At 67.8% G+C, this 23554-nt stretch carries 20 protein-coding genes and 1 other RNA gene; 10 read left to right on the plus strand and 11 right to left on the minus strand.

Annotated elements, in window-relative coordinates:
• Positions 1-589: 589 nt before the first annotated feature.
• Genes HLA91_RS10030 through HLA91_RS10055 form a run of 6 tightly spaced genes read left to right on the plus strand, consistent with a single transcriptional unit; the run spans position 590 to position 5866 of the window.
• Positions 590-1588 carry an AAA family ATPase gene (locus HLA91_RS10030; RefSeq protein ID WP_170274556.1) on the plus strand — a complete coding sequence of 333 codons (999 nt, stop codon included), beginning with the start codon at positions 590-592 and terminating at the stop codon, positions 1586-1588.
• Positions 1588-2475 carry a DUF58 domain-containing protein gene (locus HLA91_RS10035; protein ID WP_170274557.1) on the plus strand — a complete coding sequence of 296 codons (888 nt, stop codon included), beginning with the start codon at positions 1588-1590 and terminating at the stop codon, positions 2473-2475. The genes HLA91_RS10030 and HLA91_RS10035 overlap by 1 nt, the downstream gene beginning before the upstream one ends.
• Positions 2459-2920 (plus strand): hypothetical protein, encoded by a 462-nt coding sequence (locus HLA91_RS10040; protein ID WP_170274558.1) that lies wholly within the window; start codon positions 2459-2461, stop codon positions 2918-2920. The genes HLA91_RS10035 and HLA91_RS10040 overlap by 17 nt, the downstream gene beginning before the upstream one ends.
• On the plus strand, positions 2911-3897 hold the full coding sequence (locus HLA91_RS10045) for a vWA domain-containing protein (protein WP_170274559.1): 987 nt from the start codon (positions 2911-2913) through the stop codon (positions 3895-3897). The genes HLA91_RS10040 and HLA91_RS10045 overlap by 10 nt, the downstream gene beginning before the upstream one ends.
• Complete coding sequence (locus tag HLA91_RS10050; RefSeq protein ID WP_170274560.1) at positions 3894-4922, plus strand: vWA domain-containing protein; 1029 nt, start codon at positions 3894-3896, stop codon at positions 4920-4922. Before HLA91_RS10045 ends, HLA91_RS10050 begins: the two co-directional genes overlap by 4 nt.
• The gene (locus tag HLA91_RS10055; RefSeq protein WP_170274561.1) at positions 4919-5866 is read left to right on the plus strand and encodes a hypothetical protein; all 948 of its coding nucleotides are present in this window, start codon (positions 4919-4921) and stop codon (positions 5864-5866) included. The genes HLA91_RS10050 and HLA91_RS10055 overlap by 4 nt, the downstream gene beginning before the upstream one ends.
• Positions 5867-5909: 43 nt before the next feature.
• Here the strand turns inward: HLA91_RS10055 and HLA91_RS10060 are convergent, their stop codons facing one another.
• Positions 5910-7424: a PucR family transcriptional regulator ligand-binding domain-containing protein gene (locus HLA91_RS10060; RefSeq protein ID WP_170274562.1), complete on the minus strand. Its 1515-nt coding sequence runs from the start codon at positions 7422-7424 to the stop codon at positions 5910-5912.
• 156 nt (positions 7425-7580) lie between these two features.
• Here HLA91_RS10060 and speB point away from each other — a divergent pair, with 156 nt between their 5' ends.
• The 3 genes from speB to HLA91_RS10075 all read left to right on the plus strand — a co-directional run bounded on the left by speB (position 7581) and on the right by HLA91_RS10075 (position 11975).
• On the plus strand, positions 7581-8612 hold the full coding sequence (speB, locus tag HLA91_RS10065; protein WP_102162949.1) for an agmatinase: 1032 nt from the start codon (positions 7581-7583) through the stop codon (positions 8610-8612).
• Positions 8609-10309: a thiamine pyrophosphate-dependent enzyme gene (locus HLA91_RS10070; RefSeq protein ID WP_170274563.1), complete on the plus strand. Its 1701-nt coding sequence runs from the start codon at positions 8609-8611 to the stop codon at positions 10307-10309. The genes speB and HLA91_RS10070 overlap by 4 nt, the downstream gene beginning before the upstream one ends.
• A 202-nt stretch (positions 10310-10511) precedes the next feature.
• Positions 10512-11975: a sodium:solute symporter family protein gene (locus tag HLA91_RS10075; protein WP_170274564.1), complete on the plus strand. Its 1464-nt coding sequence runs from the start codon at positions 10512-10514 to the stop codon at positions 11973-11975.
• Positions 11976-12053: 78 nt separating this feature from the next.
• Here HLA91_RS10075 and HLA91_RS10080 read toward each other — a convergent pair whose 3' ends face one another.
• The 10 genes from HLA91_RS10080 to smpB all read right to left on the minus strand — a co-directional run bounded on the left by HLA91_RS10080 (position 12054) and on the right by smpB (position 21695).
• Positions 12054-12779, minus strand: a complete 726-nt coding sequence (locus HLA91_RS10080) for a type 1 glutamine amidotransferase (RefSeq protein WP_170274565.1) — start codon at positions 12777-12779, stop codon at positions 12054-12056.
• Positions 12776-13825, minus strand: a complete 1050-nt coding sequence (locus tag HLA91_RS10085) for a dipeptidase (protein ID WP_170274566.1) — start codon at positions 13823-13825, stop codon at positions 12776-12778. The genes HLA91_RS10080 and HLA91_RS10085 overlap by 4 nt, the downstream gene beginning before the upstream one ends.
• Before the next feature lie 75 nt (positions 13826-13900).
• Positions 13901-14704 carry a serine hydrolase gene (locus HLA91_RS10090; RefSeq protein ID WP_170274567.1) on the minus strand — a complete coding sequence of 268 codons (804 nt, stop codon included), beginning with the start codon at positions 14702-14704 and terminating at the stop codon, positions 13901-13903.
• Positions 14701-15687 carry an LD-carboxypeptidase gene (locus HLA91_RS10095; RefSeq protein WP_170274568.1) on the minus strand — a complete coding sequence of 329 codons (987 nt, stop codon included), beginning with the start codon at positions 15685-15687 and terminating at the stop codon, positions 14701-14703. Before HLA91_RS10095 ends, HLA91_RS10090 begins: the two co-directional genes overlap by 4 nt.
• Complete coding sequence (locus tag HLA91_RS10100) at positions 15684-17495, minus strand: ABC transporter ATP-binding protein (protein WP_170274569.1); 1812 nt, start codon at positions 17493-17495, stop codon at positions 15684-15686. The genes HLA91_RS10095 and HLA91_RS10100 overlap by 4 nt, the downstream gene beginning before the upstream one ends.
• Positions 17495-18505: an ABC transporter permease gene (locus tag HLA91_RS10105; protein ID WP_239557071.1), complete on the minus strand. Its 1011-nt coding sequence runs from the start codon at positions 18503-18505 to the stop codon at positions 17495-17497. The genes HLA91_RS10100 and HLA91_RS10105 overlap by 1 nt, the downstream gene beginning before the upstream one ends.
• Position 18506: 1 nt before the next feature.
• Entirely contained in the window at positions 18507-19559 is a 1053-nt protein-coding gene (locus HLA91_RS10110; protein WP_259835349.1) for an ABC transporter permease, read from the minus strand.
• A 156-nt stretch (positions 19560-19715) separates the two neighbouring features.
• Positions 19716-20168, minus strand: coding sequence for a hypothetical protein (locus tag HLA91_RS10115; protein ID WP_204514208.1), 453 nt, complete (start codon positions 20166-20168; stop codon positions 19716-19718).
• Between the two features lie 66 nt (positions 20169-20234).
• Positions 20235-20611, minus strand: a transfer-messenger RNA (tmRNA) gene (gene ssrA / locus HLA91_RS10120).
• Between the two features lie 613 nt (positions 20612-21224).
• The gene (smpB, locus tag HLA91_RS10125) at positions 21225-21695 is read right to left on the minus strand and encodes an SsrA-binding protein SmpB (protein WP_102162974.1); all 471 of its coding nucleotides are present in this window, start codon (positions 21693-21695) and stop codon (positions 21225-21227) included.
• A 361-nt stretch (positions 21696-22056) separates the two neighbouring features.
• On the opposite strand from smpB, the gene HLA91_RS10130 reads away from it, so the two are divergent.
• Entirely contained in the window at positions 22057-23541 is a 1485-nt protein-coding gene (locus HLA91_RS10130) for an HNH endonuclease signature motif containing protein (RefSeq protein WP_170274571.1), read from the plus strand.
• Positions 23542-23554: the final 13 nt, after the last annotated feature.

Below are 23554 nucleotides of genomic sequence, written 5' to 3' on the forward strand. Positions count from 1 at the left end.
GGTGTTCTGATGGGCGGCCATCCGGTGCTCTCCCCGTCCTGACGGTGATCGGAGCTATCGACCCGCGCCGGCAGTTCAACCACTAGATGTTGTGTCTGCCCACCAGCGTACCCCTAGATCATGTGTTACACCAGTGTGATTTGAGGCAGGTCAACGGTTTTGCACAAGCGGTGCGCACCGCCCACACCGGGCATCCACACCATGTGAACAACACGCGTGTAGTTCGCTTACCAGCACACATGCGGGCAGGCACGAACCGCGCCTGGCAAACACCCACGCCTGACGAGCCGCTCTATCCACAGCTGAAAATTCTCGCGAATATTTTCAGCCGCGTGTCGCAGACCCTCCGCCAGGCATGAATCCTGTGACCGGACCCGCCGTCGGTGCGTGACCGGACCCACAATGGGCACGCAGCCGGCGCCACAGCAGGCGACCACCGCCTCGGGACCGGAAAACCGACCATGTCACACATGTGGCAGGCCTGTCACACCACGGTCAGCCAGACGTCAGTGCCGGCCGATAGTGTGGGAACCACGCAGATGACCCCGCTGCGCCGGGCCGGGCCCGGGCAGGCAACATGAGGAGCACCATGGCACCCGATGAGCGTCCGGCCAATACGCAGGAGATCACCCAGGCACAGGCGATCCTGTCACGGATCCAGAAGTACCTCGACTCACTTGTCGTCGGACAGGTGCGGCTGCGCGAGACCCTGCTGCTGGGACTGCTGACCGGCGGGCACCTGCTGCTCGAAAGCGTGCCGGGACTGGCGAAGACGACGGCGGCTGCCGCGCTGGCCGATTCGGTCGAGGCCTCCTTCAACCGCATCCAGTGCACCCCCGACCTGCTGCCCAGCGACATCATCGGCTCCCAGATCTACAACTCCTCGACCGGTGCCTTCGAAACGCAGCTCGGCCCGGTGCACGCCAACCTCGTGCTGCTCGATGAGATCAACCGCTCGAGCGCGAAGACGCAGTCGGCGATGCTCGAGGCGATGCAGGAGAAGCAGACGACGATCGGCGGGAAGACCTATCCGCTGCCCGAACCGTTCCTCGTTATGGCCACCCAGAACCCGATCGAGCAGGAGGGCACCTATCAGCTGCCCGAGGCCCAGCTCGACCGGTTCATGCTCAAGGATCTGCTCGACTACCCGAACCCGGACCAGGAGATGGAGATCCTGCGCCGGCTCGATGCCGGGGTGTTCGACAAGGCCGCGAAGATGCCGCCGGCGTGCTCGCTTGAAGACGTGCACATGCTGCGCAGCTATGCGCGCAGCATCTACATCGACCCGGCGATTAGCCGCTACCTCGTCGAGATCGTCACCGCCACCCGCTCAGCCGGCCGCTACATCGGGCCGCTGGCCGGATTCATCGAGTGCGGCGCCTCCCCGCGCGCCTCGATCGCCTTCACCAACGCCTCGCGTGCTCTGGCGATGATCCGCGGGCGCAACTACGTCATCCCCGAAGACGTCAAGGACATCGCCCACCGCGTGCTGCGCCACCGCATCCTGCTGAACTTCGAGGCCGTGGCCGAGGACGTCAAGGTCGAGCGGATCATCAACGACCTGCTCGCTGCGATCAGGACTCCGTGATGACTGCCCTGCTGACGAAGGTCAAGGCGAACATGACGATCCACGCGCACCGCAAGATGCGCGGGCTGCTCGAAGGCGAGTACGCCTCGATCTACCACGGCCACAGCATGGACTTCGATGACCTGCGCGAATACGTCGTCGGCGACGAGATCCGCGACATCGACTGGAAGGCCACCGCCCGGCACACCTCTCCCCTGGTCAAGCGCTATGTCGCCCACCGCCGGCACGCCCTGGGCATCATCGCCGACTCCGGGCGCAACTTCGATGCCATCGCCGCCAGCGGTGAGAGCAAGCGCGAACTGGCGATCCTGCTCGCGGGCATGACCGGGTATCTGGCAGTGCGCCACGGCGATGACGTCATGCTCATGCACGGCGATGCCGAGCACACCGCGGCCAGCCGGCTCAAGGGCACCGAAGCTCACCTGGAGCAGCTGCTGCGCGGCATCCAGTCCGCCGGCGGCCGCGGGCGCCCCTCGGATGTGCGCAGGCAGCTGACCTGGGCGGCAGAGCACCTCAGGCGGCGGATGATGCTCCTCGTCATCGCCGATGACATCGGCCTGGTGCGTGAGGACATGCCGCTGCTGCGCCGGCTGAGCGCCCAGCACGAGATGATGTGGCTGACAGTCTCCGATGCGCAGCTGACCGGCTTCGGCCGCGGCGCGGTGCCCTTCGACATCTCCGATGACCGGCACCTGCCGATCCCGCACGAGCTGCTCGGCGGCAAGGAGCTCGCTGAGCAGTACGCCCACGCCGAGGCCGAACGCAAGCACCGCACCGAGGGGTTCCTCCGCTCGGCCGGCATCGCCCATGTCCGTGTTGACGACTCCCGGCACGCGCTGCGCCAGCTGCGCCGGCTCATGAGGAAACAGCATGCTCTTCGCCGCTAGCCTGCACCCGGCCCTGGGACCCAGCGACTGGTGGTATGCCGCAGTCGTGTTCGCCGCGCTGGCCGCTGCCGTGCTGCTGCTGTGGCCGCTGGGCGCGCGCGTCTACCGCGCCGGGCTGCGCGGTGGCGGCACCGCCAGAGTCCCGGAGCGCGTCCGGCACAAGTACCTGGTGACCGTCGACGAGGTCGGGAAGTCCTGGCAGGCCGGCGAGCTGTCCGACCGCGAGGTCGCCCACCGGCTCTCGGAGATCGTGCGCGACTTCGCCCGCGACGCCTGGAACCTCAACATCCGGCACATGACCCTGCGCGAGCTCAAGGCCTTCCGGCTGGGCACCGTCGCCGAGGTCGTCGAGCGCCTGTATGCCGATGAGTTCGCCCGCGAGGAGCCGACGAACGCCGGCACTCAGCTTGCGCGTGTGAGGGGGCTGGTCGACAGATGGTCCTGACATTCTGGTGGCTGCCCTTAGCCCTCCTGCCCGTCCTGGCCGTGCTCATCTGGCTGCTCTCCCGGCCGCGCAAGCACGAGCGCCACGGCCGCGTCCCGGTTGCCCACATCGGCCGGCTCACCGCCCTGCCGGCCTTCGCCCGCGGCCGCAAGCGGCTGCTGCTCGGCGCACTCGCGGTCTTCCTCGTCACGCTGCTGCCGCTGCTCAGCGCGCTTGTCGGAGTCTCCCGGCCCTCGACCGTGCAGACGATCACCCCTGATCAGCACCGCCGCGACGTCGTACTCTGCCTCGACGCCTCAGGGTCGATGCTCACCTACGACGCCGACATCGTCGACTCCTACATCCAGATGCTCGACTCCTTCCAAGGCGAGCGCATCGGCATGACCGTCTTCAACTCCACCGCCGTGACCGTCTTCCCGCTCACCGACGACTACGACATGGTCCGCGAATTCCTCGAAGAGGCCAAGGACGGTTTCGAGTCCTGGGGCACCGAGGGCACCGGCTTCATGGCCGGGACCATCGACCCGAACGTCAGCGGATCCTCACTCATCGGCGACGGGCTGGCCTCCTGCATCGGCTCCTTCGACAAGAAGGAGGACGAGGAGCGCTCCCGCTCGATCATCTTCGCCACCGACAACGAACTGGCCGGAGTGCCGATCTACCAGCTCAATGAGGCCACCGAGCTCGCCGTCGAACGCGACATCCGCGTCTACACCCTCGCCCCGCCGTTCTCCTTCCTCGGCGCCGGCCCGATGGACGAGCTGAAGAACACCGCGAACAGCACCGGCGGGGAGCACTACTCACTCGGCGGGCAGTCCGCCGTTGACGGCATCGTGCGCTCGATCCAGGAAGAGGAGGCCAAGCTGACCGATGCCACCCCGGTCACGCTTGTCCACGACCGGCCAGTCGTGCCGCTGACCCTCACACTCATCGGCGTCATCATCGCCTTCGTCTTCGCATGGAGGTTCCGGCTATGAGCATCGCCCCGATCATGCCGTGGCCGCTGCTGGCCGTGCTCGCCGTGCTGCTCATCGGCGGGTGCATCACCCTGGCGATCCTCATCCGCCGCCGGCGCATCGCCTGGATCCTGCGCGCCGTCGCTGCCGCCCTCCTCATCGGCGCATGCCTGCGACCGGGCGTACCGACCGAGGTCACCACCGAGGTGCCCGTCGCGGCAGCCGACGTATTCCTGCTCGTCGACACCACCGCCTCGGCGGTGGCCGAAGACTGGGACGGCGACAAGCCGCGGCTCGAGGGTGTGCGCGCCGATGTCGACGCGCTGCTCGAACAGCTGCCAGGCGCGCGCGTCAGCGTCATCACCTTCGACTCCCGTGCCAGCGTGCGGGTACCGCTGACGACCGATCATGCCGCAGTGCGCTCCGCTTTCGAGGTGATGCGCCCGGAGCGGACCACCTCGTCGACCGGCAGCTCGGTCACCGCCGCCCGCGGTGAGCTGGCCTCCCGGCTGGACAAAAGCGAGGAGAACCATCCGGACAACCAGCGGTTCGTGTTCTACTTCGGCGACGGTGAGCAGACCTCCGATCAGCAGCCCGAGTCGCTGGCCGACATCGGCGACCGCATCGACGGCGGCGGGGTGTTCGGCTACGGTACCTCTGCTGGTGGGCGGATGCTGGAGACCGCCGGCTTCGACTGGTCGATCGACGGCAGCACGACCGATCCGGAACCACCTGAGTACATCCAGGACCCGGAGACCGGCAAGGATGCCCTGTCGGTCATCGATGAGGACCAGCTCAAGGCCATCGCCAAGGACCTCGGGGTCGACTACACCCACCGCACCGCCGGCACCGAGCTGAAGGCGGCGGTGACGATGCCGGAGCTGGAAGAGCAGCACAACGACGAGCACGTCGCAGACGGCCGCAGCGACTACTTCTGGATTCCGCTGCTCGGCGTCATCGCGCTGCTGACCGTCGACGCCGGGCGATCCCTGGGCCAGTTCCGGTCCCTCAACCGACTCTACGCACTGCTGAGGAGGTCACGGTGAACAACTCGACTGACCGGCAGCCACAGGACCCGAAGAAGCATCCGGTTGCACAGCAGCCGGCAGAGTCCGCGCAGGCGAAACCGGGTGAGACAAAGCCAGGCGAAACGAAGGTTGATGCACAGGCGAAGCCGACCGCGGAACCGGAGAAGAAGCCGCGCCGCCGGCTGTGGCCGCACCTCATCCGCGGGACGCTGGGCGCTGCCTTGGCGCTCGTGTGCATCTACAGTCTTGTGTGCGTCTGGACGCTGCACAGCGCATCCCGGGCCTACAAGCAGGCGGACTACGACGAGACTGTCCGGCTCTCAAAGCGGTTCGAGAAGATCAGCCTCTTCGAACACCACAAGCCGCCGTTCAACATCGGCACCGTGGCAGCCGCCGAAAGCCGCTACGACGATGCCCAGCCCCTGCTCGAACGCGCCCTCGACCTCACGCCGGTGCGCGATGAGTGCGCTGTGCGGGTCAACCTCTCCTACGTCTACGAGCAGCAGGCCGAGGAGTTCAAGACCGCTGAGAGCACTGATGAGGCCAATGAGAAGTTCGATCTGGCCCGCACCACCCTCCAGGAGGCTCCTGAGGAGTGTCGGCCGGAAGGCAGCAGAAGCGACCAGCAGATGGACGAGTCCGAACAGCGCATCGATGAGTCCCAGGAGGACATGAACAACCCCGGCGACGGTGGCTACGGCGGCGACGATGGCGGTGACGGCTCCGGTGGAGACGACGAAGGCGGTGACGGCGGAGACGACTCCGGCGACGGCGGCGGTGGCGAGCCCGGTGACGGCGAGGGCTCTGGCGGCGATGGCAGCGACGGTGGTGGTCAGGAGACCGAAGCCGAACGCAAACAGCGTGAGCTCGAGGAGCGCAACCGGGAGGCCGACCAGCGTCAGCGCGACGATGAGGACGACCGGGGCGACAACAGCAGCGGCAGCGACACCAAACCCTGGTGACGAGGCGCCCGCACAGCCGCATGGCTGCGGCCGGGGCCGGGTCTCAGCGGTGGGCTGTGGTGGTCTCGCGCAGCAGGAAGGCGATGCCGATCGCCTGCAGGTGGCCGGGTTCGCGCGGGTCGTAGCCGAGGATCTGGCGGATCCGCTCCAGCCGGGCGCGCACCGTGTGGCGGTGCACGCCGAGGGCCTGAGCGACCGCATCACGGTTGCCGCCAGCTGAGGCGAAGTGCTCTAAAGTGCGCATGAGGATCCCGTCGTCATCGGCTGCAGTGAGCGGGCCGAGGGTGCGCTGGACGAAATCGGCGGCGGCCTCGCGGCTGACAGAGGCGAGCAGCTGCCCCAGCTGTGAGCGGCGATCGCCAGCACCGTAGCGCCACTCATGCCACCGATCATGCACCTGGTCGGGGGTGCCGTCCGACCAATCGGTCACCGGGATGCCGAGCGCACGGCAGATGGCCTCGACCAAGCCGCGCAGCCCTGGCGGGCAGATGAGCGCCGTTCCCGAGGTGGTGGGATGGTGGAACACGCCCGGGCTGAGATCGGTGAGAAGCGCGTCGAATCGGGAGTTCGCCCCGCTTTCCTCGCTGTGCTCTGCCGCCCGCTCGCCGCCGGCAATCGCGAAGCTCAGCGCGGCTGGCAGGCTGAAGCCGGTGGAATCTGCGAAGCGCTCAGGCAGTTCATCGGCCCCGATGAGCCCGGTGCACAGCTGTGCGGCCAGCTCTCGGCGATCGGCCAGCCGGGTGTCCTGCAGCGCCAGCAGCGCTGCCGCGGTCGCCAGCAGCAGGGTGCGAGAATTGTGCCGGTCCCCACCGGGCCGGGTGCCGGCGACCGGGGTGAGCAGCCAACCGGTCACCGTCTCCGAGCCGACCGGGATCGCCTCCAGATCCGAACCGGCCACCACCTCGGGCGCGGTGGCCCGCAGCAGCCGGGGCGCGGTCCCACCGGCGGCGGCAGCGGTGATGAGCTCCTCGCGCAACAGGCCCGGCAGCCCCTGGCGGGCGGCCACACGTTCGGTGGTGCCGAGCAGCCGGCCGGTCGGTGAGGCGAGCGCGACCGGGGCGCCAAGCGCCCGGGAGATCTCGGCCAGCAGGGCGTTCGTGCCGCGGGCGGCCAAGGCGGTGGCGAAGCGGCGCTGGGTGCGCACGAGCGCTGAGACCTCGTGGGCGGATTCGCTTTCGCGCAGACGGGTGAAAGCCTCGACAACAGCGACGAAGGGCACCGGTTCGGGCACCATGAACAGCGGCAGCCCGACCGCGCGGGCGTGGGTGATGAGCTGCTCGGGCGCGCGGGCGTTCGGCAGGTGCTCGCCGAGCCCGATGCCCAGTGCGACGGCTCCTGCGGCGTGGACGCGGCGGATGTAGTCGGCGGCGTCCGGGGAGTCGAGGTCCTGCAGCGCGCCGATGGTGAGCAGCACCTCGCCGCCGGCCAGCCACTGGTCGACCGAGGGCAGCTCGGACGAGTGCACGATCGTCACCGGTGCGCTGCGGCAGCCTGGCGGATCGGAGACGACCTGCAGGTGCAGTTCGGGCAGGGAGAGCAGCTGTCCAAGAGTGACCACAACGCTGATTCTATCCGTGGTGGACTGTGATTGCCCACACCCTGCCATGGTGGACATATCGGTGGTTGTGCACATACCCGTAGGGTGGGTCTGCCGTCAGCGGGCAGAGCTGCCTGCGCACGCGGCCGAGCATTCCGAGACGAGAGAGGATTCGCGATGACGAATGAGACCACCCCGCTGGGTCCAGCGGACTACAGCCTGACACCCCGGTTTGCCGGACCGCCGACCTTCGGGCTGCTGCCGCGCATCGACGAGGTCGAGGCCGCCCGACCCGGCGCGCCGATCGACGTCAAAGTCCTCGGCGTGCCCTTCGACGCCGGTGTCAGCTACCGGCCCGGCGCCCGCTTCGGCCCGGCCCACATCCGCCAGTCCTCGAAGCTGCTGCGCCCATACAACCAGGCCACCGGCATGCACCCGTTCTCCGCTCAGCAGGTCGCCGACTGCGGCGACCTGGGCGTCAACCCCTTCAACATCGAAGAGGCCATCACCACCGTCGAGAACAACGCCGATGCGCTGCGCGCTGATGGCGCGAAGCTGCTGACGCTCGGCGGCGACCACACCCTGGCCCTGCCGAACATCCGCTCGGTGGCCAAGACCCACGGGAAGATCGCCGTGCTGCACTTCGACGCCCACCTCGACACCTGGGACACCTATATGGGTGCCCCGTACACGCACGGCACCCCGTTCCGCCGCGCCAGCGAAGAGGGTCTGCTCGATCTGGAGCGCTGCATGCACGTCGGCATCCGCGGCCCGCTCTACGGTGCCAAAGACCTCGAAGACGATGAGGTGCTCGGCTTCCAGATCATCCGTTCCGATGACTTCCAGTTCTCCCCGGTCTCCGACATCGTCGCCCGGATGCGCCGCCGCCTCGGCGATGCCCCGGTCTACATCTCCATCGACATCGACGTCCTCGACCCGGCCGCAGCACCTGGCACCGGCACCCCGGAAGCCGGCGGGCTGACGAGCCGTGAGCTCATGAACGCCGTGCGCGGACTGCAGGGCCTCAACGTCGTCGGCGCTGAGATCGTCGAAGTCGCCCCCGCCTACGACCACGCCGAGATCACCGGCCTGGCCGCAGCCCAGCTCGGCTACGAGCTGCTGAGCCTGTGGGCCGCCGATGCCGGCGGACACAGCGAACCCAGCGGCCCGGCCGCGACCGGCCTCGGCTTCGGGAAGGAGGACGCATGACCCAGGAGACCACACTGGCCGCGGCGACCACCGCCTCGGCGACGGAAAAGCGCTTCCACAACGGCGGCCTGGCCGTCGTCGCAGCGCTGGCCGCCCACGGCGTCGACATGATCTTCGGGATCCCCGGCACCCACAACCTGGAGTTCTACCGGCACCTGCCCGACTTCGGGATCCGGGCGATCACCCCGCGCCACGAACAGGGCGCCGGCTACGGGGCCGACGGGTACTTCCTCGTCTCCGGCAAGCCCGGGGTCGTCATCACCACCTCGGGGCCGGGGCTGACGAACGTCATCACCGCCGCGGCGACCGCCTACGCCGAATCGCGGCCGATGCTCATCCTCTCCCCCGGTGTGCCGATCGGCTTGGAACGCGCTGACATCGGCATGCTGCACGAGACGAAGGACTCCTCCGGGGCGCTGTCGCACCTGCTCGTGTCCTCGCGTCGCACCCGCACCGCCGAGGGCGCCGCGCAGGCGGTGGCCGATGCGTTCGCGCTCTTCGCCTCCGAACGGCCCGGACCGGTCCACATCGAGGTGCCCCTCGACGTGCTCGAAGGCCAGTGGTGGGGTGCCGTCCCGGCCCCGCAGGCCCCGCGCCGCCCGGTACTCGACATGGACATGGTCGCCACCGCCGCCGAGGCGCTGGCCGGTTCCCGGACGCCGCTCATCGTCGCAGGCGGCGGGGCGCGCCGGGCTGCTGCCGAGGTCAGGGCGCTGGCCGAGGCGCTCGACGCGCCGGTCGTCACGACCGCCAACGGCAAGGGCATCCTCGATGAGGACCATCCACTCTCACTCGGCGCCAACGTCAGGTTCCCGGCCATCCAGCGCGCCTCGGCCGAGGCTGATGTGCTGCTCGTGCTCGGCTCCGAGCTGGCAGATTCCGACCTGTGGGGCGGGCGCATCGGTACCGATGGCGACAGTGCGGCCGACGGCGCGGAGGCTGGGGCCGGTTCCACGGCCGCGCAGACGGTCATCCGCTGCGATATCGACCCCGATCAGCTGAACAAGAACCTGCGCGGCAACATCCACGCCTTCGCCGACTGCACCGACTTCCTCACCGCGCTGCTGGAGCATGAAGCGCTGCACGGTGCCGGCGAGCGCCACGGACAGAACCGGTCCACGGCGCTCACCGAGGCCTACCAGGCCGATTTCGACTTCGCGTCGACGAACGTGCACCTGCACGAGGTCATCACCGCAGCCGCCGGTGCCGATGTCATCATCGCCGGTGACTCCTCGCAGATCACCTACGACGGCACGGTGCACGCGCTGACTGCCCACACCCCGGACCAGCTGCTGTACATGCCAGGCTTCGCAACCCTGGGCTACGGCATCCCGGCAGCGATCGGAGCGAAGCTCGCCGCCCCGCCTCGGCCGGTCGTGTGCGTCGTCGGCGATGGTGCGGCGATGTTCTCCATCCAGGAGATCGTCACCGCCGTCGAACTCAGGCTGCCGATCCCCTTCGTCATCGTCGACAACGGCGGCTACGCGGAGATCGAACACCAGATGGAGGACCGGGACATGGACCCCTATGCCGTCAGGCTGCACCGGCCCGACTTCGCCGCCCTCGGCGAGTCGATGGGCGCCCGCGGTGTGACGATCAGCGCTGATGCCATCGACACCGAGCTCGCCGAGGCGATCCGCACCACCCTGGCCGGCGACCGGCCGGCCGTCATCCGGGTCACCTTGCCCGGTGCCTGACCGCGGGGCCGGCAGTCCCCGGGCCGGCAGTCCCCGGGCTGACAGCTTCAGGCTGACGGACCCGGGCCTGCGGTGCCCGCAGCTCACCCCTTGAGCACCGGCGCTTGCGTCGTTCACAGCTCCATCCCCCGGCGCGAACACCCGCCTGCGGGCACGCCACGCACCACCGACCCGCTGCCTCCGGGCACAGAAAGGACACACCATGGACATTGCAGTCGTCGTCCTCTACCTCATCGGCATGCTCGCCGTGGGCGTCTGGGGACGCATGCGGGCGAAGAACCAAGAGGAATACCTCGTCGCCGGCCGCCGCCTCGGTCCCCTGCTCTTCACCGGCACCATGGCCGCCGTTGTCCTCGGAGGGGCCTCGACCGTCGGCGGCATCGGGCTGGGCTATATGAACGGCATCTCCGGCATGTGGCTGGTCTTCTTCATCGGCTTCGGCATCATCGCCCTATCCCTGCTCTTCGCCCCGCGCATCCAGCGTCTGGAGATCTACACGGTCTCCCAGATGCTCGAACTGCGCTACGGGAAGGGTTCGCGCATGGTCTCGGGCATCATCATGACCGGCTACGGGCTCATGATCTCGACGACCTCGACAGTCGCCTACGGCACGATCTTCCACGCCCTGTTCGGCATCGACAAGGTCCCGGCGATCCTGCTCGGCGGTTCGATCGTCATCATCTACTCGATGCTCGGCGGCATGTGGTCGATCACCCTGACCGACTTCGTGCAGTTCATCATCCAGACCATCGGCATCTTCCTCATCCTGCTGCCGATCGTGCTGACGAAAGCCGGCGGCCTCGGCACGCTCAAAGCTGAGCTGCCCGACGAGATGTTCAACCCGCTGGCCACCGGCTGGGACACCATCCTCATGTACTTCCTCGTCTACGGCCTCGGCCTGCTCATCGGCCAGGACATCTGGCAGCGCGTCTTCACCGCCCGCACCCCCGGCGTGGCGCGCTGGGGCGGCGTCTCGGCCGGTGTCTACTGCCTGTTCTATGCGGTGGCCGGAGCGCTCGTCGGTGTGGCCACACAGAAGATCGTGCCCGGCATCGCCGAACGCGATGACGTCTTCCCCGCCGTCGTCGACGCCACGATGTCACCGCTCATCGCCGGCTTCGTCCTCGCCGCCGCACTCTCAGCTGTCATGTCGACGTCCTCAGGTGCGCTGCTGGCGGCCTCGACAGTGTTCCGCCAGGACGTCATCGAGCCCGTCTTCGAAAGCCGCCGGATCGCCAAGTCCGGTTCCGACGGCGGACTCGGCGGCCAGCTGGCCGGTGCACTCGTGCGCGAGACCGGCGACGAGGTCCGCGACTCCCGCGTCTACCTCGTCCTGCTGGGCATCGTCACCCTGCTGTTGGCGATCGCGATGCCCGATGTCGTCATGGCGCTCACGGTCGCCTACAACCTGCTCGTCGGCGGCCTGTTCGTCCCGATCGTCGGCGGGCTCATCTGGAAGCGCGGCACCATCGTCGGCGTGCTCGCGGCAATGGTCGCCGGTGCGGCCACCGCGATCGGCATCATGGCCTTCGTCGACGTGTTCGCCAACTCCGCGATCTACCTGGCGCTCACCGCCTCAGCTGTCGCCTACGTCATCGGCTCGCTTGCCTCCAAGCCCACCGATCCTGCGGTCATGACCGCGTGGCGGGAGCGCCTGGCACGCTGATACGGCGCTGCGCGCCGCTGCTGGCGTGAATGCAGGCGGGCCCGGTGACTCTCAGAAGTCACCGGGCCCGCTGTCGTCTCAGCTGCCGGTGCCGATGACCTCTTGCGCAAACGCGTCGAAGAGTGCCTGGGCGTCGCGGGCGCTGGTAGCTTCGACCGCGTCGGCTTCGGCGACGAGGGTGTCCTTGTCGAAGCCGAGGGCGGCGAGCTTGTCAGCCTCCCAGCCGCGCACGGACTCGGCCGAGGCTTCGGGGTGGAACTGCATGCCCCACGACCGGCCGACGCGGAACGCCTGGACCTCACACAGTTCGCTGCTGGCCAGCAGGGTCGCCTCCGGCGGTAGTGCGGTGATCCGGTCAACGTGGCTTTCGATAAAGTGCGTCCGCCGGCTCACCTGGCCGAACACCGGATCCTCGACTGCGGCTGGCAGCATCGTGATTGCTGTCGCGCCCTTCTCCGGGGCGCCGGTCTGGGCGCGGACCTCACCGCCGGTGATGTGGGCCAGCAGCTGCCCGCCGAGGCAGATGCCCAGCTGCGGCTTGTCAGCGTCCAGTGCGGCCTGGGCGAGCGCTGCCTCGTTCTTAAGCCACGGCGCCCGGTCGGTCTCATCGGGCATGAGCCCACCGCCTAAGTAGACGAACCCGTCGTAGGCGTCCACCGCCTCGGGCCCGGGCACCGCATTCCACGTGCCGTCACGGCCGGGGCCGATGCGGATGTCGACGTCGATGTGGTGGGCGATGAGCCGGGTGAGCAGCCGGCGCGGCTGGGAGTCGATGTCGTTGACGATCATGAGGACCCGGGTCATGCGAACTCCTGACCTGCGGCGATGAAGCGGCGGTAGTTGTCGTCGTTGGCCTCGAGTACCCGCAGCACATTGTGGAACCCGAGCTTTGTGAGGTCTGCCTCGGACCAGCGACGGTTGCGCAGCTCGTTGATGAGTGCTGGGTAGGTGCCGGCGTTGTCGAGGCCGGTGGGGAAGGCGTCGGTGCCGCAGAAGTCGGAACCGAGCCCGAGGTGGTCGACGCCGATGCGTTCGCGCACGTAGTCGATGTGGTCGGCGACATCGGCGATCGTCACCTCTGGGGCGGTGCCCTTCTCGCCGTCTTTGACCCATGCGTAGCGGGCTTCGGAGACGAAGGAGGGCACGAAGGTGAGCATGTGGACGCCACCGTTGGCCGGCAGCCGGTCGATGATCTCATCGGGGACGTTGCGCGGGTGCGAGCACAGCGCCTGGGCGTTCGAATGGGTGAACAGCACCGGCAGCTCGCTGATCTCCAAGGCCTGGTCCATGACGGTGGGGGCGACGTGCGAAAGGTCGAGGATCATGCCGATCCGGTTCATCTCGGCAACGACCTCGCGGCCGAAGTCGCTGAGACCGCCGTGGACGGGATCGTCGGTGGCCGAATCCGCCCAGCTGTGGGTCGTCGACCACGTCAGGGTCATGTAGCGGGCGCCGAGCCGGGCGAACATGCGCAGGGCGCCGAGGGATTCGTTGATCTGGTTGCCGCCTTCGATGCCGAGCAGCCCGCCGATCCTCCCGGAGGTGCGGGCGGCACGGATCGCCTCGGCGGTCGTCGCCCAGGCGAGTTCGTCGGGGTAGGCGGTGATGAGCCGGTCGACGAGGTCGATCTGCTCGAGCGTGACGCGCACGGCTTCATCCCCGGTGACATCGGAGTGGACGAACACTGACCAGAACTGGGCGGCGACACCGCCTGCGCGCAGCTGCGGAATGACCGTCTGCGGAGCGGTCGCAGGATCAGTGAGCCCGGCGACGGAGGAGTCGCGGGTCTCGCGCAGGTAGTAGGGCAGGTCGTTGTGGCCGTCGAAGATCGGGATGGGCTCTGCGGTCATCGGGGTCCTTTCGGTCGGTGGCGCAGGTGTGGGGATTGGAGCCGGCGCAGGTCAGGTGTGCGAATCAGGCGCGGTTCAGGCGTGCAGATGGTCGCTGATGAGGCCGCCGGCTGCGCGCATGAGCGGCATGACCTCCAGCACCCGGTCGGTGCCCGGCGCCCAGTTGGCGAACACGGCGTAGGCCACCCGGCGCTGGCGGGTGAAGGCGATGCCGGTGTCGGCGCGGACGGTGTCGTCGGTGCCGGTCTTGTTCACGATCCACTCCCCGCGCGTGTAGTAGTAGTGCGCCAGCGGGTCGGGCTCAAAGTAGGAGGCGACCATTGATGTGTCGGCTCCGGCGCCGAGCCACCGGCGCATGATCTCCGAGGTCGAGGAGTCGAAGAGCTCATCGAGCGACAGCCGTGCCATGTAGTCGCTCAGCTCACCGGCGGTCCCAGACGACAGGCGAGCCGGGGCGCCTGCCGGACGCGGCCAGCGCAGGAAGTCGTGCAGGGCGGAGTCGGTGTAGCCGAGTGCGGCGACCTCCTCGGCGACGCGGTCGAGGCCGATGCGGGAGATGAGGACGTTGGTGGCGTAGTTGTCGCTGAAGGCGCCGATGAGCATGCCGATGTCGTGGACCGTGAGGTCCGGCTGATCCAGCAGGTACCACAGCCCGGATTCGTGCACCCGCTCGGCAGCGGTGCGGGTGAGGCGCTCCTCGAGTCGCAGCTCGCCGGCCTCGCGCATCCGCAGTGCGGCGTGGAGTAAGAAGATCTTGGCGATCGAGGCGGTCGAGAGCACCCGGTCCGGCTGGTGACTGAAGACCTCATAGCCGGTGTCGATGTCGATGGCGCGGGCGGAGAATTCGACCCCGTCGAGCTGGGTGAAGATGTCGGTCATCGAGTCCTTTCCATCGGGGCGATCGTGAGGCTCACCGCGCCCGAGTCGGTGGCTGGGCTGCCGGCGGTGAGCTGGGCGGGCACTCCCAACGGTATCGAACCGGCGTGCGGATGGTGGCCGAGCTCGGCCTCCCACACCACCGGGATACCGGCGTCTGCGAAGTACTCGCGCAGCAGTTCGCGCTGGGCGGGCTTCTCCCCGCAGTTCTCCCAGGAGCCGAGCACCACCGCACCGGCGCGGGCGAGCCAGCCGGCGCGCTTCAGCTGCAGCAGCAGGTTGTCGAGCCGGTAGACCTCCTCGTCGACGTCTTCGAGGATGAGGATGCCCGGTTCCTCCGGGGCGCCGGGCGCGAACTCCGGGGAGCCGAGGCCGGCGGCGAGCAGACTGAGGTTGCCGCCGTAGGTGATGCCGAAGTGCTCGCCGGGCACGAGCGCCTCGGCGTGCTCACCGAGGCTGACCGGCTGGTCGGCCCATGGACTGAACAGCCAGCGATGCACGTCGGTGCGGATCCGCTCGCTGCTGCGGAAGACGTCGTTGCCGACCATCGGGCAGAACAGGGTCGGGATTCTCAGGTGGTGCGCCCAGGCCTGGTGCAGAGCGGTGAGGTCACTCGAGCCGGTCAGCAGCTTCGCCCGCCCGTCCGGGCGCAGCGCAGCAGCGGCGAGGGCGTCGAAGTCGAGGCCGTCGATGAGGCGCATCGCCCCGAACCCGCCGCGCAAGGCGATGACCGCGGCCGCATCTGGGTCGGTCCATGCCTCGATGAGGTCTGCTGACCGTTCGGCGTCGCTGCCGGCAAGGTAGCTCGCCCGCCGGTCGACTGACCGCAGGTGGGTGCCGGCCTTCACTTCCAGACCCCAGTCTTCGAGGCAGGCGATGGCCGGTTCGACGGTGCCCTCAGGTGCCGGCCCGGAGGGTGCGATGAGCCAGACCCGGTCGCCGGCTGCCAGGGGTGCCTGAGCGGTGTGCCCGGTGGGGTCCGTCACTGCGGGTTCACCGCCTGCGCGACACCGCCGGAGTGCTGGGAGGCACCCGTGCGCTCAGTGGCGCTGTGCTGGGAGGCACCCGGGCGCCAGGGGGTGCCCGGCGCCTCGGACGCGGTCATCGCGACCCGCTGGGAACGGAAGCTCGGCACGGCGGCCAGCAGCTGGCGGGTGTAGTCGTGCTGCGGATCGAGCAGCACCTGTTCGACCGGCCCGCGCTCGACGATCTCACCGCGGTACATCACCGCGACCGTGTCGGCGATGTTCCAGGCCAGGCCGAGGTCGTGGGTGATGACGAGCGCGGTGAGCCCGAGGTTCTTCTTCAGCGCGAGGATGAGCGAGAGGATCTCCCCGCGCACGGAGGCATCGAGGGAGGCGACCGGTTCATCGGCGATGAGGATGTCGGGGTTGAGGGCGAGCGCGCTGGCGATGACGACGCGCTGACGCTGCCCGCCGGAGAGCTCCTGCGGAATCGGTTCGAAGAAGTCCTCACCGGGGATGAGCTCAGTCGATTCGAGGCTCTCGCGCACGCGCTCGCGCTCATCGCCGGTGAACTTCTGCACCCGCAGACCCTCAGCGACCGATTCGTACGCCGACAATGCCGGGTTGAGTGATCCTGACGGGTCCTGCAGGATCATCTGCACGTCCCGGCGGAACGCGCGCAGACCCTTCGCCGAGGTGGGCAGCGGCTTGCCGCGGAAGGTGAGCGTCGAGCCGCGATCCGGTGGCTGCAGACCGAGCAGTGCGCGAGCCAGGGTCGTCTTGCCCGAACCGGACTGGCCGACGACGGCGAGGATCTCCGAGCGGTGCAGGGTGAGGTCGACGTTGCGCACAGCACGCACGGTGCGCCCGCGGGCGGAGAAGGTGACGTTGAGGTTCTCGGCGGCGAGCATCACCTCGTCGGTCATCTCGTGTGGGGTGTCGGTGGTGATGCGGGCGGGGTTGCGGGTCATCGGGTTGAGCCGGGAGTCCGGGTCGCCGATGGTGGGGAACGCGTCGGCCAGCTGCCGGGTGTACTCCTCCTTGGGGTCGTTGCACACCTGTTCAGACGGGCCGAGTTCGACGATCTCGCCATCGCGCATGATCGCCAGCCGGTCGCAGGCGGCGGCGAGGACGGACAGGTCGTGGGAGATCATGAGCAGCGAGATACCGCGGGCTTCGACGAGTGCGCGCAGGCGGGTGAGGATCTGTTCCTGGACGATGACGTCGAGGGCGGTGGTCGGCTCGTCGGCGATGATGATGTCCGGGTCGCAGGCCAGCGCCATCGCGATCATGACGCGCTGCTTCTGCCCGCCGGAGAGCTCATGCGGATACGATTTCGCGATCTCGGGTCCGAGGTCGACGTGGCCGAGCAGCTCGTGCATGCGCGTGCTGCGGGCGGCATCGGTGCGCCAGTCGTCCTTGACGTGGAGTTCAAGGGCTTCGAGGATCTGCTTGCCGACCGGGCGGACCGGGTTGAGCGAGTGCAGGGCGCCCTGGAAGATGATCGCGGCCTGCGACCAGCGCACCGCGCGCATCTGCCCGAAGTTCAGCTCCGCGATGTCGGTGCCGCCTAAGCGCACCTGACCGGTCAGCGCCGCATTGTGCGGCAGCAGCCGCAGCGCCGAAAGGATGAGCGTCGATTTCCCGGAACCGGATTCGCCGGCGATGCCGAGGGTGCCACCGGCAGGCAGTTCGAGGGTGACGTTCTTGACCGCGGCGATGTCGCCGCGGGAGGTGCGCGAGGAGTACAGGATCGAGACGTCGTCGAAGACGAGGTCGCTGCCGGCCGGCTGGGCTCCCGAGGCGGTGGCTGGGTCGGTTCTGCTCATCAGCGGCTCCTCAGGGTCGGGTTGGCGATGGCTTCGATGGCCCGGCCCACCAGGGTGAAGGCCAGGACCACCGCGACGATGGCGAGCCCGGGGGTGAGGATGTACCACCAGTAGCCCGAGGTCGCGGCCGAGACGTCCATCGCGTTCTTCAGGATCGTGCCCCACGACTGCTGCGTGGTGTCGCCCAGGCCCAAGAAGGCCAGCGTCGATTCGGCGATGATCGCCGAGCCGACGGTCAGGGTGGTGTTGGCGAGCACGAGCGGCATAACGGCCGGCAGCAGGTGGGTGCGGATGATGTGCCAGTGCCCGGCGCCGAGCACTTTGGCCCGTTCGATGTAGAGCCGGGACTCAGCCGACAGCGTCTGGGCGCGCACGATGCGCGCGGTGCCGGCCCAGGAGGTGATGCCGATGGCGATGACAATCGTGAGGACGCCGCGTTCGAGCACTGAGGACAGCACGATCGCCAGCAGCAGGGAGGGCAGCACCAGGAAGAAGTCGATGATGCGCATGATGAGCCCGCCGAACAGCCCTGAGAAATGGCCGGCGGCCATGCCCATGATGGTGCCGATGACCATCGACATCGCAGTCGCAGCCAGGCCGACGATGAGGGAGACCCGGGCGCCCCACACGAGGCGGGCCCACAGCTCGCGGCCGTAGTTGTCGGTGCCCAGCGGGTGTTCGGCCGAGGGCGGTGCGTAGCGCGGCTGGTCGAGGTTCTGGGTGACGTCGAGCATGGACCGGTCGGCGATGAGCGGGGCGAATGCGGCGACGAGGACGACGAGGATGAGGACGATCCCGCCGGCGGCTCCAGCGCGGTCCTCCAAGAAGACCTTCCAGTTCTTCTGTGCGGCGGCCAGGCGGCGGTTCCAGGCGAGTGCCCGCGGGCTGGCCGGACCCGAGGCGGTGGCTGGGCCGGTCCTGCTGGTGCCTGGCTGGCTGGTCTTACTAGCGCCGGGCTGGCTGGTGCTGGGCTGGCTGGTGCTGGGCTGGCTGGTGCTGGAATGTGCCATCTCATGCCCTCCTGACACGCGGGTCGAGCTGCCGGTAGATGAGGTCGGCGAGCAGATTCATGATGATGATCGCCGAGGAGAACACGACGAAGGTGCCCTGCAGCAGCGGCAGGTCCGGACCCGAGATCGCCTCATAGGTCAGCTTCCCCAGCCCCGGCCACGAGAACACCGTCTCGACGGTAACCGCACCGGTGATGAGCCCGCCGATGTGCATGAACACGAGTGTGACCGTCGGCAGCAGCGCATTGGGCACCGCATGCTTGAGCCGCACATCATCCTCGCGCAGGCCCTTGGCGCGGGCGGTCGTGAGGTAGTCGGCGCTCATCTCGCCGAGCAGCGAGGCGCGCATGACCATGAGGTACTGGGCGTAGACGACAGCGGTCATCGTGATGACCGGCAGGATCAGATGCTTGGCGACGTCGACGACGTATTCGAGGCTGCCGGACTCGACACCAGGTGAGACCATTCCGCCGGTCGGCAGCCATTGCAGCCGGCCGGCGAAGATCATGAGCAGCAGCAGCGCCAGCCAGAAGGTCGGCACCGACCAGAACACGAGGCTGGTCGAGGTGGTGAGCTTGTCGAACAGCGAACCGCGCTTCCAGGCCGCCAGCTGTCCCATCCACAGCCCGAGGGCGATCGCGAGGATCGCCGCCGTGCCGGTGAGCAGCAGGGTCGGCCAGGCGTACTCGGCGATGAGCTGGCTGACCGGCTGCCGGTAGACGTAGCTGGTGCCCAGATTGCCGGTGAAGATGCCCACGAGGTAGTCCCAGAACTGCACGACCAGCGGCTTGTCGAGGCCGTACTCGGCGCGCAGCAACTCCATCTGCTCCGGGCTCATCTGGCGTTCGCGGGCGATCTTCTGCACCGGGTCGCCGGGCAGGATCCTGAAGGCGAAGAAGCCCAGCAGCACGACCATCAGCAGGCTGATGAGCGCCCCGCCGACCTTGCGCAGCAGGTATCCGCCGAACGACTGCCCCGGTGGGGGTGCGTCGATGTCCTCCCGCCCGTCGGCCGACTGCGGGTCGGCTGCCTCGGTCTCTGCGTTCACTGACACGTCAGTCTCCTGCCTTCCACACGCTGCCGCACACGTGCGCAGCGCAGTCATGGTGCTCATAGTGACCGGAGCCCGGTCCCGAGGCGGGGCGCACGCGGGTGCCGCCCACCGCCTCCGGCACGGGGTGTCCTGTCACCGGATCAGCCGGCCACCTGGTCAGGCGCGGTCCTCGGCCTTGCGGCGGCGCAGCGCCAGCGGGATGCCGATGGCGCCGGCGAGCACAGCGATGCCGATGCCCACCCAGGCGATCGCGGAGAGTCCTCCCCCGCTGTCACCGGTGTCGGCCTCAGCGGCCGGTTCGGCGGACAGGAAGCCCCAATAACCGGACTGGTTGCCGATGACGCCGCCGTCGGTGGGCTGGGTGGTGAAGCCAGTAAAGCGGTCCGAGCGGAAGGCCTCGAGCTGGCTGGGGTACCACAGTGTGATCTGCGCGACGTCGTCATAGTGCTGCTGCAGGGCCTGGGGCTGTTCCTCACCTGGCCGGTGTGTGCGATCTGGGCTGGCGTCGCGGCTGGCAACCACAATGCGCGGGCGCGTCAGCAGGCGTACGCGGCGATGAACCGGCCGCCGGGATGGTGAGGCGACCACCGCCTCGGTCCGGGTGAGCATCGCGGCCCAGCGGACATGACAAAAGCCCTGTGGGCCGGTGATGCACCGGCCCACAGGGCTTTTCGAAAGTGGAGATGGCGGGAATCGAACCCGCGTCCGTCGGCAAGTTATCGGGACTTCTCCGGGCGCAGTTCGTGAAAACGTCTCTTAGGTCCTGGCCCTCGCACGAACACGGTGGCCAACGAACGGAGTTGAGTAAGTGTTCCACTGACATCCCCAACATATGCCAGCGGCAGTGGCTCCCTAGCTGATGCCAGGAACTAGAGCGGAAGCGACTCTAGGCTGACAGAATCGCAGCTCGCTGAAATCAGGCAGCGAGGGCGAATTCGGTGCGGTCGTTAGACTTAGCACTTATTTTTTTGCAGAGAACGTTAACGAGATGACTCTACATTCTCGGCCCGCTTCTCCCGACGCATTGAACGACGTCGAAACCGATCATCCCCGTATTCACTTTCCAAACAACCCGCTGGCGGGGCCACCCTGGGGCGACTGTCCGTCAACGGCAGACCGTGAGTCTATCAGCACAACATGCGGCCGCCCAAGTCTATTCCTGGCGGTAGGGTTCCGGCCGGTGCATTGCATCACCGCGACGGGCGGCGGCAGTCAGAACCGCTGGTTCGATTCCCACGTCCGCAGGTGGCGCAGACGACCATAGGTCACACTCTTTTCCACAAGCCAGCCCACTGTCCACAGCCCCCGTTCAAAACTGTGGAAACCCGGCTGTTTCCTTACAGGGCAAGGCTTTGCGGCGTTTGCACTCGACCTCAGCGTCGGCCTCTATCACAGCCCGCGAAATCCTGCATCGATACTGGTCAGAGAACTGTCAGGTGGGGGTCTGCGCTTAGCTGGGATGAGTCCGGATGAGCTCATACACAGCAGCGAGGATGTTATCCACACATATCCACAGATACTGTGGACAACATGTCTGCAATCCACACCTAACCACAGGCCAGAGGTGGGATGGCATGCTGTGGATGGCCCGCCTCGGGAACGGCCCCACGAGAGGTCACAGGCACGTATGGACCAGGCGGCAGCGCCACTGCCGCCTCCTCAGAATCAGGCCTGGCGACGCAGCGACATTGCGCGCTGAGCTTCGCGCTCATCCTGCTTGCGGCGCAGCGTCTCGCGCTTGTCCCAGTCCTTCTTACCGCGCGCGACCGCGATCTCGACCTTCGCCCTAGAACCGTCGAAGTACAGCTCCAGCGGAACGAGCGTGCGACCGGATTCCTTAAGCTTGTGCGAGATCTTGAGGATCTCGTCCTTGTGCAGCAGCATCTTACGCTTACGGCGGGCCGAGTGATTCGTCCACGTGCCCTGCAGGTACTCGGGAATGTAGACGTTCTCCAGCCACGCCTCACCCTGGAAAATAAGCCCGAAGCCGTCGGTCAGCGAAGCGCGTCCCTCGCGCAGCGACTTGACCTCGGTGCCGGTAAGGACGAGCCCGGCCTCATAAGTGTCCTCGATGTGGTACTCGTATCGGGCGCGGCGGTTCTTGGCAATCGTCTTCCTGCCCTGTTCCTTGGCCATGCTCCTCCTCTCACGTCTTGGGCGCACGTGTGTGCGCACGAAGGCACCATTGTACCGGATGGCTCGCGGGGCCCTGTGCTCGCTGGGCGGGCCGCTCCCGAGGCGGTGGCCGGCGTGCGGTCTCGCTGTCGTTTTCGTGTGTTTGGGCTGGTGAGGTGGCGATGTCAGTGCCTCGTGCTGTGATGGAAGCAAGGCAGGAGAAGCACGGAAGCCAGGAGCACAAAGGAGTGGTGGCCATGATCGTGAATCCAGTGGCCGTCACGGGTGCTGCTTTCCGGCGTCTCCCCTGGTCAGGGGGCGCTGTCAGTGCCTCGTGGTGTGATGGAACCACTGCACCGGTAAGCGGAGGGAGGCGACGGCGATGACTGCGACAGTTGAAGCGCCCGTGGCGGTGGCTGCTGGGGCGTACCGGACCCGGTTCTGCGCCTTCGAGAAATCCCTCAGCGCGCTCGAGCGAGTCCAGCTGCAGGGTTATGAGGAGATGTTCGGCGTCGTGCTCGAACGAGTGCGCGCCGACAGCCGCGACAACATCGACACCCAGGTCGATGCACTGCATTCCCTTGCCAGTGCCGACCCGACCGACGCCACTGCTGAGCCGCAAACGGCAGGCGAGGCTTCCGACGCAGCGCGCGCGGAGGCGCTGACCTGGCTGCGGGAGCGCATCGGCACACCGACCCTGACCGCCCTCGCACATGCTCTCGACGTTACCTCCAACACGGCATGGTCACGGGTGACCGGTGCTGCCACGGCTTTCATCGGACTGCCGAAACTCACCGCACAGGTGCGCGCGGGCAGATTGAGCTTCGATCGCTTCGTCTTCGCCGCCGGGCAGGCAGCATCAGTCGACCCGGCCCTGCTCGGGCAGCTCGACACGCTGCTCGCCTCGATCACCGCGACGAAGAAGAGCGTGTACTTCTCCGAGGTCAAGGCCGCCATTGCCGCGCTGGTCACGCGCGCCGAACAGGCTCAGCAGATCCGGGAGCGCCGCCGCGTCGAGGCATTCTACGACCAACATGGCCGCGGCACACTCATCGTGCAGGGCCCGTCCCATGAGATCGCACTGCTGCACGCCCGCCTCGAAGGCATGGCCCGCTGTGTGGTCCGCGGCTACACTGCCGGCTTCGACCTGCCGGACAACCATGTCTTCGCTGACTCCCGCTCCTTTGAGCAGCTGAAGTACGACTTCCTCATCGGCGCAACGATCGGCGGGGATGTCAACACCCTCGACCTCGCACAGGAGGCGCTGGCCAAACGGCAGGAAGCTTCGGGACACATTGGTTCGCCACTGGATCCGCTGGCGGATGATCTCGCCGACCTGCTCAGTGATACGCCCGTCTCATGCCCGGCCAGCGGCCAATGGCTGGCACGCCAGGCCAAGATCACCATCACCGTACCGGCCATGGCACTCACCGACGGTCCAGCCGCTGACGAGCTGCCCGGTTCGGTCGACGGTAGCCCCGTCAGCGCTGATGTGGCCCGCCAGCTGGTCGGCTCCGCCGGTGATACCGTCTACCGGCTGCTCACCGACCCGAACACCGGTGAAGTCCTCGACCATGTCGCAACCACCTACACGATCGGTGCACGCATGCGGCACGCACTCGTGGCTCGCTGGCGATACTGCACAGCCCCCGGCTGCGACCGGCCAGCAACAAAAGCAGAACTCGATCACATCGAACCCTTCAACCATCGGCACCCCACCCGCGGTGGGCCAACAACCATGGAAAACCTGCATCCTTTGTGCAAGCAGCACCATCAGCTCAAGACGCAAGGGGTGTTCAGACTCAGACGCGAGCCCCGAGCAGGGGTGCTGACATGGACGCTGCCAGGAGGCACAACAGGGGGCTGATGCAGGAACGGGT

The organism is Brevibacterium luteolum (assembly GCF_013004595.1).
In the GTDB taxonomy this organism is placed as follows: Bacteria; Actinomycetota; Actinomycetes; order Actinomycetales; family Brevibacteriaceae; genus Brevibacterium; species Brevibacterium luteolum.

Excerpts from the sequence above, each read along its gene's own strand:
- HLA91_RS10030 (WP_170274556.1), top strand. The coding sequence starts at position 590 with ATGGCACCCGATGAGCGTCCGGCCAATACGCAGGAGATCACCCAGGCA.
- HLA91_RS10035 (WP_170274557.1), top strand. The coding sequence starts at position 1,588 with ATGACTGCCCTGCTGACGAAGGTCAAGGCGAACATGACGATCCACGCG.
- HLA91_RS10040 (WP_170274558.1), top strand. The coding sequence starts at position 2,459 with ATGCTCTTCGCCGCTAGCCTGCACCCGGCCCTGGGACCCAGCGACTGG.
- HLA91_RS10045 (WP_170274559.1), top strand. The coding sequence starts at position 2,911 with ATGGTCCTGACATTCTGGTGGCTGCCCTTAGCCCTCCTGCCCGTCCTG.
- HLA91_RS10050 (WP_170274560.1), top strand. The coding sequence starts at position 3,894 with ATGAGCATCGCCCCGATCATGCCGTGGCCGCTGCTGGCCGTGCTCGCC.
- speB (WP_102162949.1), top strand. The coding sequence starts at position 7,581 with ATGACGAATGAGACCACCCCGCTGGGTCCAGCGGACTACAGCCTGACA.
- HLA91_RS10070 (WP_170274563.1), top strand. The coding sequence starts at position 8,609 with ATGACCCAGGAGACCACACTGGCCGCGGCGACCACCGCCTCGGCGACG.
- HLA91_RS10075 (WP_170274564.1), top strand. The coding sequence starts at position 10,512 with ATGGACATTGCAGTCGTCGTCCTCTACCTCATCGGCATGCTCGCCGTG.
- HLA91_RS10080 (WP_170274565.1), bottom strand. The coding sequence starts at position 12,779 with ATGACCCGGGTCCTCATGATCGTCAACGACATCGACTCCCAGCCGCGC.
- HLA91_RS10085 (WP_170274566.1), bottom strand. The coding sequence starts at position 13,825 with ATGACCGCAGAGCCCATCCCGATCTTCGACGGCCACAACGACCTGCCC.
- HLA91_RS10090 (WP_170274567.1), bottom strand. The coding sequence starts at position 14,704 with ATGACCGACATCTTCACCCAGCTCGACGGGGTCGAATTCTCCGCCCGC.
- HLA91_RS10100 (WP_170274569.1), bottom strand. The coding sequence starts at position 17,495 with ATGAGCAGAACCGACCCAGCCACCGCCTCGGGAGCCCAGCCGGCCGGC.
- HLA91_RS10105 (WP_239557071.1), bottom strand. The coding sequence starts at position 18,505 with ATGGCACATTCCAGCACCAGCCAGCCCAGCACCAGCCAGCCCAGCACC.
- HLA91_RS10115 (WP_204514208.1), bottom strand. The coding sequence starts at position 20,168 with ATGCTCACCCGGACCGAGGCGGTGGTCGCCTCACCATCCCGGCGGCCG.
- smpB (WP_102162974.1), bottom strand. The coding sequence starts at position 21,695 with ATGGCCAAGGAACAGGGCAGGAAGACGATTGCCAAGAACCGCCGCGCC.
- HLA91_RS10130 (WP_170274571.1), top strand. The coding sequence starts at position 22,057 with ATGACTGCGACAGTTGAAGCGCCCGTGGCGGTGGCTGCTGGGGCGTAC.